Origin of the sequence: Rhizobium sp. Leaf262 (assembly GCF_001422245.1) — a bacterium.
Classification (GTDB): domain Bacteria; phylum Pseudomonadota; class Alphaproteobacteria; order Rhizobiales; family Rhizobiaceae; genus Agrobacterium.
Genome location: NZ_LMMM01000017.1, coordinates 83,903 through 96,947 on the forward strand (window position 1 = coordinate 83,903; position 13,045 = coordinate 96,947).

At 57.0% G+C, this 13,045-nt stretch carries 14 protein-coding genes; 3 read left to right on the forward strand and 11 right to left on the reverse strand.

All coding sequences use genetic code 11. The annotated features are described in order from the left end of the window. Window positions 1-87: 87 nt before the first annotated feature. The 7 genes from ASF29_RS16655 to ASF29_RS16685 all read right to left on the reverse strand — a co-directional run bounded on the left by ASF29_RS16655 (window position 88) and on the right by ASF29_RS16685 (window position 6,388). The gene (locus tag ASF29_RS16655) at window positions 88-555 is read right to left on the reverse strand and encodes a nuclear transport factor 2 family protein (protein WP_062451788.1); all 468 of its coding nucleotides are present in this window, start codon (window positions 553-555) and stop codon (window positions 88-90) included. Next, window positions 548-985 carry a DoxX family protein gene (locus tag ASF29_RS16660; RefSeq protein WP_062451789.1) on the reverse strand — a complete coding sequence of 146 codons (438 nt, stop codon included), beginning with the start codon at window positions 983-985 and terminating at the stop codon, window positions 548-550. Before ASF29_RS16660 ends, ASF29_RS16655 begins: the two co-directional genes overlap by 8 nt. Window positions 986-1,158: 173 nt before the next feature. Then, a complete protein-coding gene (locus ASF29_RS16665; protein ID WP_062451790.1) occupies window positions 1,159-1,899 on the reverse strand; it encodes a pirin family protein in 741 nt (246 codons plus the stop codon). 192 nt (window positions 1,900-2,091) lie between these two features. Next, a complete protein-coding gene (locus ASF29_RS16670; protein WP_062451791.1) occupies window positions 2,092-3,660 on the reverse strand; it encodes an MFS transporter in 1,569 nt (522 codons plus the stop codon). 12 nt (window positions 3,661-3,672) lie between these two features. Continuing rightward, window positions 3,673-4,785, reverse strand: coding sequence for an HlyD family secretion protein (locus tag ASF29_RS16675; RefSeq protein ID WP_062451792.1), 1,113 nt, complete (start codon window positions 4,783-4,785; stop codon window positions 3,673-3,675). A gap of 216 nt (window positions 4,786-5,001) precedes the next feature. After that, window positions 5,002-5,748: a pirin family protein gene (locus ASF29_RS16680; protein WP_062451793.1), complete on the reverse strand. Its 747-nt coding sequence runs from the start codon at window positions 5,746-5,748 to the stop codon at window positions 5,002-5,004. 64 nt (window positions 5,749-5,812) lie between these two features. After that, the gene (locus ASF29_RS16685) at window positions 5,813-6,388 is read right to left on the reverse strand and encodes an isochorismatase family protein (RefSeq protein WP_062451794.1); all 576 of its coding nucleotides are present in this window, start codon (window positions 6,386-6,388) and stop codon (window positions 5,813-5,815) included. Between the two features lie 138 nt (window positions 6,389-6,526). Between ASF29_RS16685 and ASF29_RS16690 the strand changes: the two genes are divergently transcribed. Then, complete coding sequence (locus tag ASF29_RS16690) at window positions 6,527-7,408, forward strand: LysR family transcriptional regulator (protein WP_062451795.1); 882 nt, start codon at window positions 6,527-6,529, stop codon at window positions 7,406-7,408. A 12-nt stretch (window positions 7,409-7,420) separates the two neighbouring features. Here the strand turns inward: ASF29_RS16690 and ASF29_RS16695 are convergent, their stop codons facing one another. Further along, window positions 7,421-7,750: a helix-turn-helix domain-containing protein gene (locus ASF29_RS16695; protein WP_062451796.1), complete on the reverse strand. Its 330-nt coding sequence runs from the start codon at window positions 7,748-7,750 to the stop codon at window positions 7,421-7,423. Between the two features lie 107 nt (window positions 7,751-7,857). Here ASF29_RS16695 and ASF29_RS16700 point away from each other — a divergent pair, with 107 nt between their 5' ends. After that, window positions 7,858-8,859 carry an NADPH:quinone reductase gene (locus ASF29_RS16700; RefSeq protein ID WP_062451797.1) on the forward strand — a complete coding sequence of 334 codons (1,002 nt, stop codon included), beginning with the start codon at window positions 7,858-7,860 and terminating at the stop codon, window positions 8,857-8,859. 69 nt (window positions 8,860-8,928) lie between these two features. Here the strand turns inward: ASF29_RS16700 and ASF29_RS16705 are convergent, their stop codons facing one another. Both ASF29_RS16705 and ASF29_RS16710 read right to left on the reverse strand, forming a co-directional pair. Beyond that, window positions 8,929-9,414 carry an NUDIX domain-containing protein gene (locus ASF29_RS16705; protein ID WP_062451798.1) on the reverse strand — a complete coding sequence of 162 codons (486 nt, stop codon included), beginning with the start codon at window positions 9,412-9,414 and terminating at the stop codon, window positions 8,929-8,931. Window positions 9,415-9,535: 121 nt separating this feature from the next. Further along, window positions 9,536-10,951: an aldehyde dehydrogenase family protein gene (locus tag ASF29_RS16710; RefSeq protein WP_062451932.1), complete on the reverse strand. Its 1,416-nt coding sequence runs from the start codon at window positions 10,949-10,951 to the stop codon at window positions 9,536-9,538. A gap of 98 nt (window positions 10,952-11,049) precedes the next feature. Between ASF29_RS16710 and ASF29_RS16715 the strand changes: the two genes are divergently transcribed. Continuing rightward, a complete protein-coding gene (locus ASF29_RS16715) occupies window positions 11,050-11,952 on the forward strand; it encodes a LysR family transcriptional regulator (protein WP_200925549.1) in 903 nt (300 codons plus the stop codon). 113 nt (window positions 11,953-12,065) lie between these two features. Here the strand turns inward: ASF29_RS16715 and ASF29_RS16720 are convergent, their stop codons facing one another. Beyond that, on the reverse strand, window positions 12,066-13,043 hold the full coding sequence (locus tag ASF29_RS16720; protein ID WP_062451800.1) for an alpha/beta hydrolase: 978 nt from the start codon (window positions 13,041-13,043) through the stop codon (window positions 12,066-12,068). Window positions 13,044-13,045: the final 2 nt, after the last annotated feature.

Below are 13,045 nucleotides of genomic sequence, written 5' to 3' on the forward strand. Positions count from 1 at the left end.
GTAGGCAGTATTTTTGACCTGACATGCCGGGGCGTTAGGCCGTCTGAGCTTTTCCAGATGTCGGCCGCGTGGAAGGTGATAGTATTGTCATGGCACCGACACTGGATAAGCGGTGCCCCCAAACGGCTCTTGAGCCAGGAATCTGTAGGTGTAGGTGCGGCGCAGGAACCGCCAACCGTCGGCCTGCCTGATGACTTCGTCGTTATAAATGGCGAGGTTGTCGTAGAATGTGTTTGCTCCGCGACCGTGCTCGCGTATCACAAAGCGCGCGGTTGCGTGGTCGCCGTTGAGACTGAGCACACCGGAATGGGTCATCTGCATGAAGTAGTGCTCTATTGTGAACAACTGATTCAGCATCTTTCGTATGCCGTCCCGTCCTTCACCGCGCAAAGGAAGCGGTTGACCAATCTCCCAAACGGCTCCATCTTCCGCCCAGGTCGAAATAAAGGCGTCAACGTCTCGCTCGTTCACTGCGTCGGAGAAGCGTGCAGCGAGTTGCTGAATGGCCAGATGATCTTCCAGGCGCTGCAAGCGCATCAAGGTCTGATCAGACATTCTTTTGCTCCTCATATTCGAGACGGCGAGCAACGAGAGCGACGAGTATCAGACCGCCAACCAGTCCAACGTGCTCCAAGAAGGAAGCGAGAGCATCAAAGCGAGCAGGCCCTTGTATCGCCCAGAACGGGTGAGCGAACACAGCACCAAGCGTTGTAAATACGCCCAGCATTCCGGCACCAAGCCAAACCAACCGCCCAGTGAGAATGAGAAGTGACCCTGCAATCTCAACAGCCACGGTGAGGGCTGCCATAAATTCCGGAGCGGGCATCCCATAACTTCCCTGTTCCGCAACTGCAGCACGGAAGTCGGAAAGGTGTCCGAACCCTGAAACGAGGTAGACCAAGACTAACGCGAGGCGGGCAGCGAGCCACGTGCCCTGCCAATCGAGTATCTCGTCGATCATTGGTGGAGTTTTGAGTTTGATCATATCTGTCTACCTCTTGGATTTGCCGGGAAGCGGCCGCTGAAGCCGGCGTCACGTTTTGCGCGATGTTTGGCTGCCGCCGCGAGCCGACGCGCACCAATCAATTTTTCCTGCCGCACGGACGTTTCGCGAGCGACCGCTCCGCGACCGGGTTGAGAGTTGCCGTGAACGACCTGTTACCTGACGTTGCCGCTGAACATGCCGCCTTTAAACGCCGGCGCCTTGGGATCGGTGGTGAAGAGGACGATGTCTGAATCGGTCAACGCCTCGATGGCTTGTGACTTCGTACCCACATAGTAAAATTCGCCGGCACTGATTGTGATTTCGCCGAGACGTACCTCACCTTCAAAGACGAAGAGCAGGTCTACGGAAGACGGCGTTGGCAGGTTAGGGATTTGCAGGCGCCGTCCGGCATGAAGACGAGCATCTCGAACCCAGGCTTGAGCACGAACTTCGAAGATTGCACCACCTGGTGCTACAAGCAGTCGCCACTCGTTCTCACTGTAAGCGCTGTCGAGACTTTCAAACTGTACCTTCGGCTCAAGGTCGCCTTCGCGAGGACGCAAGAAAATCTGTAAGGCTTTGGTCGGCTCGTCACCAATGACCCGCTCTTCGTGCTGGAAGGTGTGGCCCGCATTCATCATCATGAGGCGGTGAGCGTTCACCTCCTCACGATTCCCGACAGTATCCAGATGCAACATTCGCCCGCCGCGTTTGTAGGTGAATATCTCGTCATCCTTATGGGGATGCATGGCGATAACGTGACCCGGCTGGATCAGCGCGCGATCAATGCGGCCGATCGCTCCAATACCGCTGTCGCCTTCGTCAAGCGCTGTGCCAGGATAAAAGATCTCGACACCAAACCCGTGTTTCCAGTCGCCGTGCTTTACAGAGGACTCGATTTTAATCGGTTTCATTGCAATTTCTCCTTTTGTCTGTCTTTGTCAGCTCGTGAAAATGAGCTGACGTTCACATTTTGCTTTCATTGATCTCAGTGCAGTTGCTGACTGCGACGCGGGCCCTGACTGGGCGCCGGCTTTCTACCCATTTTAAAGGATCTGCATTCCCAGCTGCACTCATCACCGCGGACTACGGATTAGGCTCTCTAGTCATGCCGATAAGGGACCTTTCGGTGCTTTCGTGACGAATGCGAGAAGGATGAGCCCCGCCATCGCACAGTAGAATGTCAGCCAGAACGCATCGATATAGGCGAGAGTGTTCGCTTGCTTTTGAACATGTTGGGCAACCACTGCGGTGGCCCGGCTCGCGGCGAGGCTTTGCCCCGAGCTTGCCACAGCCCGTCCGATGGCCGAGATCGCATCCGCCGAGATTTCCGATCCGCGTTGCAAGTTCAGGCCGACGGCATAGGAATGGATCTGCTCGCCCTTGCGAATGAACGTCGTCATCAGGGCCTGCGCAGTTTGTGTTCCCAGCACACGGATGACCTGGATATAGGCAGCCACTGCAACTGCACGTTTGGGATCGCCATTGGCGATGGCAACAGCGATGACGGGCAGAAATGTGAGAATATGGCCTGCCCCCTGTAGCACCAACATGGCTCTGAAGTTTTCTCCGCTCCAGTCGGAAGTAAGACCCGTGCCGATCAAAGCTGCACCCGCAAAGCAGCACAAGCCGGCAAACAGGACCAAACGGCCGTCGACGCGATGCATGGCCCAGACAGTCACCGGGGTCATCACGATCAATGGTACACAAGCCCAAATCACCAGCGTTGAGCCCACCTGCTCAGGCCGAAGCTGCATGACATTAATGAGGAAGTTCGGGACCAACGCTGTGTTGGAACTGGCGCTCATGAGGTAGAACAGCGATACAACCAAAATCAGGACAACATTGCGCGCGCTGATCGCACTGATGCTTGCCCATGGGTGTGCAATCAGCATCTCGTTCACGAAGAACGCCGCGATCAAACCGGAGCCGCCGAGAAGTGTCGAAACGATGATACCGTTCTCAAACCAGTCCAACCGGTTACCCTGATCAATCGCAACGAACAGCATGGCCAATCCACTGCCAAACAGGATCATGCCTCCCCAGTCCGCCTTCTGAATGAGTTCACGGTTGGGCTCCTGGCGTGCTGTTCCCCTAAGGATGAGCAGTGCCATGAGAGGGGCGAGCACGACATCTTGCCAGTACAGCAGTTGCCACCCGAGATGCTGGACATAAAAATCAAGAAGGCCGGTGCCCGCATTCGTCGTGAACGCGGCGCGGAACGCATAAAAACCGATCGCTGACATCCACCACTTTGAAGGCAGGGTCTGAAAGATGATCATCAGCGTTGCCGGGATAAACAGGCCAAGCAACGCACCGTGTACTATGTGAAGTCCGATAAGGACATGATAGTCCCGGGTGAATGGTATAATCGCCGATATCAGAGCGTAGACAAGTGCAGGTCCGACAATGACGCGGCGTATTCCATATGCAGCGGCAAACCACGCGACCGCAGGCGCCAGGATAATCTGAGGCGCTGTGGCCAATGTGCTCAGCCATGCGCCTTCGTCGTAACCCAGACTGAATGCGCCTTTCAGATCGACGAGACCTATCCCGAACATGCGGCTGTGAAAGCCAACCATGAATGGCCCAAGCAGCACCGCGAACACTGCCAGCAACGGACGATGCATGGCGACGGAAGTCGGATGAGCCGGCATTGATACGATGTTGGCCATGGTTGTCCACCTCTACTCAGGCTTGACCGCTACCGAGACGACCGCAGACATGCCCGATCTCAGTTTAGCGAGTGCCGGCGATGGCTCGAAATCGATGCGGACCGGAATGCGCTGGACAACCTTGGTGAAGTTGCCCGTGGCATTGTCTGCGGGAAGAAGCGCGAACTGAGAGCCAGACGCGGGCGAAAGGCGGCTGACCTTTGCCGCAAAAGTTTCGCCAGGCAGCGTGTCAACACTCACCGTCGCGACCTGACCTTCCTTCATCAATCCGAGCTGTGTTTCCTTGAAATTGGCGATCAGATAGACCGATGGTAGCGGTACGATAGATATGGTGTTCGACCCTGTGGTTACGTAATCGCCGACATGGACCTGCCGCTCGCCGACAACGCCGTCAAAGGGCGCAGTGATCTTCGTGTAGGACAGCAAAAGTTCAGCAGATTGTAGAGCCGCTTTGGCTGCATCGATATTTGCAGTAAGTTGCCCCTTTTGACCCTCGATGAACGAAAGCTGGGCCTGTGCAGATGCGACCGCAGCTGTCGCCGCGGACACCGAAGCTGACGAAACCTGTACCTGTGCCAGCGCCTGTTCTTTTCTCTGTTGAACACCAGCGCCACTTTGTGCGAGTGCGACCTGTCGATTGGCCTCGGTCTGAGCAAGATCGGCATTTGCTTGTGTCACCGCTAACTGTGCGTTTGCTTGCGTGATCGCAGCACGCTGAAGCTGTTCCTGATTTGCAAGGTTCTTCAGCTGCGCAGACGCTGCCTCAAGGGCCGCTTTGGCCTGATTGCGCTTTGCCTCGTAATCGGAGGGATCGATCTGGAGGATCAAATCACCGGCTTTGACGGAAGCGAAGTCAGACACGTTTACCGACCGTACATTGCCGCTTACCCGCGCACTTAACCTGCTCATTTCTGCGCGCACATAGGCATTATCGGTCGCCTGAGTGGCCGCACCTGCCGCCCAGTGATCCCACTGTTGGGAGCTTAGCGCCACCATCGCCGTCACTGCGGCTACGACGGCAACAGGCACCAAAATCTTGGTATAATCACGCGCAGGCTTGACGTCGGCGAGCGGTGTAGGATTTTCATTGACCAGGACCGGACCGGTCGGTGTGCTGCGGGACATTGTTTTCACCTTTCGCGGGGCTGCTGGTCTTGCGCGGTTTCGATTGTTCGAAATTACGCGCAAGACGGCGGGTCAAGTAGCCTGACAATGCGGCATTGAGTGTTGCAGGAAGCGGAACGATCGGCTGATCTGGAAAGTCGCTTTCCTAGCCAAGCGGGCATGATCCCGCGGCCGCGGATGTATGAGCATCAACGTCGGCGTCCGAGGCATGGATGACTAAGTGGCCCGCCTTTGATTTCCGCTAAACATCCCGCCGCGGTAAACTTCTGCCTTGGGATCAAAGGAAAATAGGACGACTTCGGCCTCCGCCAACGGAACAACTTGGTGATCGACAGCTGTTATGAGAATGCTCTCACCTTCTGTCACAATATGATCCGCATAGGCGACACTTCCGCTATAGACATAGAGCAGCATGTGCCTTTCCTTTTCGGTGACGGGCAAATGTAGCTTGATGTTCCCACTGACCCTCGCGTCGAACACTTGAATATCGGACCTTACAATAAGTGGCGCAGTTCTTGGTCCGGCGATGAGCCGCCAGCTATCGACGCTCTCATGCTCTAGGAACTCATGGAACTGGACCCTGGGCTCCAGATCGGAAATGTTTGGCCGCAGGAATATCTGCAGCGCCTTCACCGAGCGGTCGCCAAGCATCAGTTCCTCGTGCTGGAACGTATGACCGGCGTTCATCATCATGAAGTGGGTCTTGTCGAGCTTCTTTTCGTTTCCAACGGTATCGCGATGAAGCACCTCGCCGTCGCGGATATAAGTGAGAATTTCGTCATCTTTGTGCGGGTGCATACCGATGAGGTGACCGGGCTGAACCTGTGCGCGGTCGATCCTGCCAATTGGGCCTATGCCGCTATCGTCCGAAGTGACACTCAGGCCCGGATACAGGATCTCAACGCCGAAGCCTTGGGCGAAGTCGCCGCGCATCCGGCCTGCGGGAATCTTGGTAATAGTCATGGAAGAGGTCCCTTTTATCCGGGCGCGGGCTTCACGGCCCGCGCCGAAGGCGACTATCGCGCGTTCAGTGATAATTCAGGATGCCAACTAGCTTCTGACCGAGTGGGCTCGTCCAGTCGACGGCCAGTTCGGAGATGATCTGGTCGACGGTGGTGATGATTGCTCCGGCCTTTTCCATGCGGCGCAGAGCGAGATCGTCGCCGAATTTGGTGTAGGAGGCGGAAGCATCAGCCGAGACCTGGACCTCGTAGCCTTCGTCGAGCATCTGCAGGACCGGGAAGGTGACGCAGATTTCCGTCGTCACGCCTGCAACGAACAGCTTCTTCCGGCCGGTTGCCTTGACAGCCTTGTTGAAGCCGTCGTGGTGCATGGCATTAACGATACCAGGACGCTTGACGCGTGATTCGAAGGCTACGGGCAGAATGGCTTCGAGTTCCGGCAACAGCGGGCCCTGGATCTGGTCTTCCATGCTGGAGGTCAGGATCGTCGGAATATTGGCGGCCTTGGCGATGCGGGCGAGTTTCAGCGCGTTCTGCTTGACGAGGTTGATGTCGTGCGAGTGCGTCCAGGCCATAGTGCCGATCTGATGGTCGATCAGGAGCATAGCGGAATTCTCGGGGGTGAATACGTCCTTATGCATTGTAGTGTTCCTTTTTGTCTCGGCGGCAGTTGATGAAGTTCTTTTCGATCCGCTCGATGACTTGAATTTAGCGTTGCAATCCTCGGTGCGGTAGCTCTATGATCGACCACTCTGTAGAACGAAAAATGGAACGCTAAGATGATCAGCTTCGAGGACATGCAGACCTTCGTGGAGGTGGCGGACGGCGGTGGCATCACAGTCGCGGCTAAGCGTCTGGGTCTGCCGAAGTCGATCGTCAGCCGGCGGCTCGTCCGCCTCGAAAGCGAGCTCGGCGTCCAGCTTCTGGCGCGCACGACCAGAGGTGCGTCTTTGACCGAAGCTGGCGTCTCCTTCCGTGAACACGCAGCCCGCATGTGCCTGGAGATGGACGTGGCGCGCGAGGAGATGCTACCAACTGGAGAGCTGCGGGGCCGCTTACGTGTAGCTGTACCGTCATCTTTCGGTCCTGGACACTTCGCGCCCGCGCTCGCTGAGCTCGCCCGTCGGCATCCGCTGCTACAGCTGCACGCGCATTACAGCGACAGATACGTCGACCTCGTCGCAGACGGCTTCGATTGCGGAATCCGCGTCGGCTATCTCCAGGACTCGAGTTTGACCGCGCGCAAAATAGGAGTGTTTCCAGTCGGCCTATTCGCCAATCCCGAGTATCTGCGAGTTCACGGTGTTCCGCAGAAACCCTCGGACCTACTCGAGCATCAGGCGATTCTTCAGGGTACCGAGAGCTGGAAGGTGTCGGAGGGCAATCGAACAGTTGTGGTGAATAGTCAAGGACGATTCAAGGCCGACAGCGCCGCAGGTATCGCAGAGGGAACCGCAGCCGGGTTAGGCGTCGCGGCCCTACCTGTCGTGATCGCGCAAAGCTATCTGGAGGCGGGCACGCTTGTACCGATCATGCAGCAATATAGCCTACCTGAAGTTGGAATTTACATCGTGCGGCCGCCGGGATCGCACGTGTCTCGAAAGGTCCGAGTTCTCATCGACTTCTTTGTCGAGAGGTTCTCTGCGAATGGTGGCAGCTAGTACAAAGAAACTCTAGGACGACTTCGTCGAACGTCGCTCCTGAAACGTAACGCCCCAGTTGCGCATCGCTATCAGCACTGGCGCGAGCGTCTGTCCGAACGGTGTGAGCGAGTATTCGACACGAGGCGGGACTTCCACAAAGACTTCGCGCGCGACAATGCCGTCAACTTCCAGTTCGCGGAGCTGCATTGTGAGCGAGCGCTGGCTAGGGTCGCCGACCAGGCGACGCAGTTCACCGAACCGTCGCGGACCGGCTAGCAGCCGGTAAATGATCATCGGCTTCCATTTTCCACCCGTAACGTCGACTGTTGTTTCGACAGGGCACTTCTCGCCAGCAGTCATCATGCGCTCCGATAGTGTACTTTGTATCCCTATAGGCAGAACTGTTGCCTACTTGCAAGTACGCCCATCTTGGACCTATTTGACAACAAATATACGAGAGGTGTGTGATGCGAGCTGCTTATTACGAGCGACAGGGATCTGCTCAAGAGGTCCTCACTGTGGGTGAACTCCCTGATCCGGAGCCCGGCACCGGAGAGGTCCGGGTAAGGATGATGTTCTCCGGCATCAATCCTTCTGATATCAAGACGAGAACCGGATTTGGCGGGAAGGCCATGCCCTTTCCCCTAATCGTGCCGCATCAGGACGGTGCGGGGATCATCGACGCCGTCGGGCCAGGCGTGCCTGAGACGCGTGTTGGCGAGCGGGTCTGGATCTACATGGCGCAGTGGGGCAGGGCATTCGGAACCGCAGCAGAGTTCGTCGTCGTGCCATCAGTGCAGGCCGTTGGTCTGGCCGACAACGTCTCCTTTGAGATCGGGGCGTCGCTCGGCGTGCCTGCGATGACCGCGCATCGCTGCCTGTTCGCGGACGGCGACCTGCGTGGCAAACGGGTGCTCATTCAGGGCGGAGCAGGCGCTGTCGGCAACGCGGCAATCCTGCTTGCCAAATGGGCGGGCGCTTGGGTCGCGGCAACAGTAAGCAGAGAAGAACAATCGGAGATCGCGCAGCAGGCTGGAGCAGATATCATCCTCAACCGGCACGTTGAGGATGTCGCTCAAGCCGTCAGATTGGCAACGAGCGGCCACGGAGTCGACCGCATAGTGGACGTCGATATCTCAGCCAACATCGACGCGGCAATCTCCTGCCTCGCTCGCGATGGCGTCGTCTCAGCCTACTCGACGGAATCGCCTCAGGCCAAGCTGGCCATCCCGTTCTTTCCGGCGTTGCTCGGCGGCTTCTCGTTTCGTTTCGTCTATGTCTACACCATGCCGGAAGCCGCTATGCGGCAGGCAGCCAATGAGGTTTCGGCCTGCGCCGCCTCCGGGGCATACACGCCGAAAATTGCGAAGACTTATTCTCTTGAAGCCGTGACAGAAGCACACGAATTGCAGGAAAGCGGGAAAGCTGTTGGCAAGATTCTTGTTCGACTAGCGGATCGAAGCCGCTAGTTTAGAGTTTTTGTGACGGTCACGGCCAATGTTTCTGGAAGCGATGGCGCGTTGAATTCCGCTCGACCGCTATTTCGTTGTCGTGCCTGCATGGGCGTCGTGGATCAACAGGTGGCGAGTTGGCTCCCGCGCTATAAACTCCGTTTCCACATGCTTTAAAACATGTCGCTGCCCTGGAAACGGAACCATACTGAGGGCTTCGCTTATCTGGACCCACTTGAACTCGCTGTGTTCATCGTTGATCACGACCTCCATGTCAGCGTCTACGAAGCCGACAAAGACGGGGAAGATGCTTATAGTGTCGCGATCGGCCTCGTAGAACTGCTCACATATGTCTGCAGTGTAGAGCGTGCGGCATGTTAAACCTGCCTCCTCGCGGACCTCACGTATTGCGGCTTCCCAGGCTTTTTCACCTTTTTTGATGCCTCCTGAGATTTGACACCACTCTCCTACGAGGGTCCCGTTCCGACGCATAAGCAAGACCTCATGCCCAGCGGGAACCTTGCGGAGCATGACAACGGAAACTGCGGAGGAGCGGATAGAGATTTCAGCCATACAAATTCGCTTCGCTAAACTAAGCATTGAACTTAAGCTAAATGGGAGACCCTCGGCATAATTGTGACGATTATGAACTGGTTGACACACGGGGCTAAAGCTCCGCGCGTCTTGGCTGGTATCACGCAATGACTGCCTTTGGCTCCAGAAATGCTTCCAGGCCAAATACGCCATATTCGCGGCCAATGCCCGACTGCTTGAATCCTCCGAAAGGAGCAAGCGGTTCATGGGGCGCCCCGTTGATGACGACGCGTCCGCTGTCCAGCCTACCCGCAAGCGTCTGCATGCGCGACGCGTCAGTGCCGTGAAGATAGGCCTGCAGTCCGTAGGGAGTGTCGTTGGCGATAGACACAGCCTCGTCGTCGTCGTGATAGGCGATCACCGACAGGACTGGTCCGAAAATTTCCTCGCGCGCGATGCGCATCTGGTTAGTGACGCCAGTGAATATGGTTGGCTTCGTGAACCAACCACGGTCCAATCCGGCGGGCCGTCCGGGACCGCCTGTCAGGACGCTCGCGCCTTCTTCCAGTCCGAGTTCGATATAGGTCTGAACCCGATCATACTGCTTCTGGCTGACCATCGGGCCAACCACGGCATCCGGGTCGCTCGGGGCGCCAACCTTGAACGTCTCGATCTCCTGCTTCAGCCTGGCAAGGACGCCGTCGAGCAGATGCTTTGGAACCAAGATACGCGTGCCGGCGATGCAAGCCTGGCCGCTGTTGATGAAGCCCATTCGCAGGACGGTTGGGATGACCACGTCAAGATCGGCGTCGTCGAGGATGATGTTCGGTCCTTTGCCGCCAAGCTCCAGGGTGACGCGCTTGAACGTGTCGGCTGCATTTCGCAGGATTTCCCTGCCGACCGCAGTAGAGCCGGTGAACGTCACTTTAGCCACATCAGGATGCCGGCTGAGCTCCGCGCCGACGATATTGCCATAGCCGTTGACTATGTTGAACACGCCCGTCGGCAAGCCTGCTTCATGAAGACACTCGGTGAGGATCTGCGTCTGTATCGCGCTCATCTCGCTAGGCTTGATGACGATGGTCGAGCCAGCGGCGATGGCGGTTGCAAGCTTCGACGTGATGAAACCGATATTGCTGTTCCAGGGCGTGATGGCGGCTGCAACGCCGGAGGGTTGCATGACGACGCGCGCGCGGCCAATCTGGCGCTCGAAATCGTAGGCTTCCAGAACGGTTGCCATGGTAGCAAAGCTTGATGCAGCATGCGGGACAGAAAATCGTGTGAAAATCTGTGGCGCTCCATACTCAAGTGCCATTGCTTCCGTCAAGTCTGGCACGCGCGCAAGAACAGCCGCGTTCAACTGCTTCAGCATGTCGATGCGTTCGGCCTTTGAAGTGCGTGAGAATGTGGGGAAGGCGCGCTTCGCAGCGGCGACGGCGTCCCGTGCGTCCTCGACGCTGGCAAGCCGGACCGTGCCGATCTTCTCTTCCGTAGATGGATTGTGGAGATCCGCCATCTCGGTGCCCTTCGGCGTGACGAACTGTCCCTCGATATAGATTTTGTCGATGTTTCGCATCTGAGACTCCTTTTGCTTTCCAGCCATATCTGGCATTCCGGGCCTGTCCTGATAAGGTGGCCAAAAACGGTCAGGCTGATAGGAGAATACGGACAATGATGCGCGGCTCACTTGCTGAACTGGAGGCTGTCCTTGCCGTTTCGTCTCAGGGTGGGTTTCGGGCGGCGGCTCGCGAGCTTGGGATATCGTCATCGTCCCTCAGCCAGCAGGTCGCTACGTTGGAGGCCCGCATGGGTGTTAGACTGTTCAACCGCTCGACCCGCAGTGTCGTTCTCTCGGCAGCTGGCGAGCAGTTTGTCGCCAGCGTCGGTCCGGCGCTGGAGGCGATCCGCGGCGCCGTTGAGCATGTCGACGAGCATCGGGCAGACGCTACGGGTACGTTACGCATCAATACATCTGTCGGCGCTACGCGGATGATCCTGACACCGCTAATTCTCGAGTACATGCGCAGGAATGCACAGATGGCGGTGGAGATCGTGACAGAGGGAGCGCTGGTAGACGTTAACGCTAAAGGCTTCGATGCCGGTATTAGGATCAGGGAGGCCGTTCCTGCGGACATGGTGGTTGTTCCGATCAGCGATAATATTCGCCCGGCTATCGTCGCGTCGCCAGATTACTTCCGTCGCTATGAGCGGCCGCAGGTCCCAGCAGACCTCCAGAAGCATTGTTGCATTCGCGCTCGAATGGCGAGCGGAACGATCTATCGATGGGAGTTTGAGCGACGAGGTGAAAGCTTTACGCTCGATGTTCCAGGCAAACTTGTGCTCGACGATAGCGATCTGATGCTGCGGGCTGTCCGCGACGGAGGAGGTCTCGCCTATCTGAACGAATGGCAGGTCAGAGACGATCTTGCTGCTGGAAGACTGGAGCAGGTTTTGTCCGATTGGACCCCACCCTATCCCGGCCTATGTCTGTACTATCCGGGACGACGTAACATTCCGGCAAAGCTCCGCCGGCTTGTCGACTTGATTCACGAACTTCGGCAAAGCCGGCAGGTCTAAAGCTTGCCACAGAGCAAAAGTACGCCGAGCTCGGAAGCGGTATCCAATCAAGTCTTGACGAGGCTTGCGGACGTGAGGATCGCCTGTGCAATCCCCACTCCTTGGTGTCTGATTTATCCTTGGATGAATGCCAGCATGTCCGCATTCAGGACATCTGGATTGGTAGCGAGCATACCGTGGGGGTAACCGGGGTAGACCTTCAAAGTCCCGTCCTTCAGGAGCTTAACGGCAAGTTCTGCAGACGCCTTGACGGGCACGATCTGGTCATCGTCGCCATGGAGGACGAGCGTTGGCACCGAAATTTTCTTCAGGTCTTCGGTCTGATCAGTTTCCGAGAATACCTTGATCCCCTCATAATGTGCCTTGGCGCTCCCAATCATACCTTGGCGCCACCAATTCTGGATGAGACCCTGCGAGATTTTTGCACCTGGCCGATTAAAGCCGAAGAAGGGGCCTGTAGGCAGGTCGAGATAGAATTGTGCGCGATTGTCGGCCAATGCCTTGCGCAGGCCATCGAACACTTCGATCGGCGTGCCGTCAGGGTTCGATGGTGTTTTCAGCATCAAGGGCGGGATCGCACTGACAAGGATAGCCTTAGCGACACGGCCCTGCGGTTCGCCGAAGTTGGCGACATAACGAGCGGTCTCACCGCCGCCTGTCGAGTGGCCGATGTGAACGGCATTTCTGATATCGAGGTGCTCATAGACTGCCGAAGCATCGGCGGCATAATGGTCCATATCATGACCGTCGCTCACCTGTTGCGAGCGACCGTGCCCACGTCTGTCATGAGCGATCACGCGATAACCCTTCGACAGGAAAAACAGCATCTGATTGTCCCAGTCGTCGGAAGACAGGGGCCAGCCGTGATGGAATACGATCGGCTGCGCGTCCTTCGGCCCCCAATCCTTATAAAAAAGGTTGACGCCGTCCTTGGAGGTAATGAATGCCTCTGTCATTGTCGTTTCTCCTTGTTGAATGGTTGATGCGTTGGTTGTCGTGGCAAATGCCGGAACTCCGGAGGCCAGCAGCAGCGCTGAGCCTGCGAGCAGGACGTCTCGACGCGAGACGTTGAATGGTTGGCTTTCGGTCATTG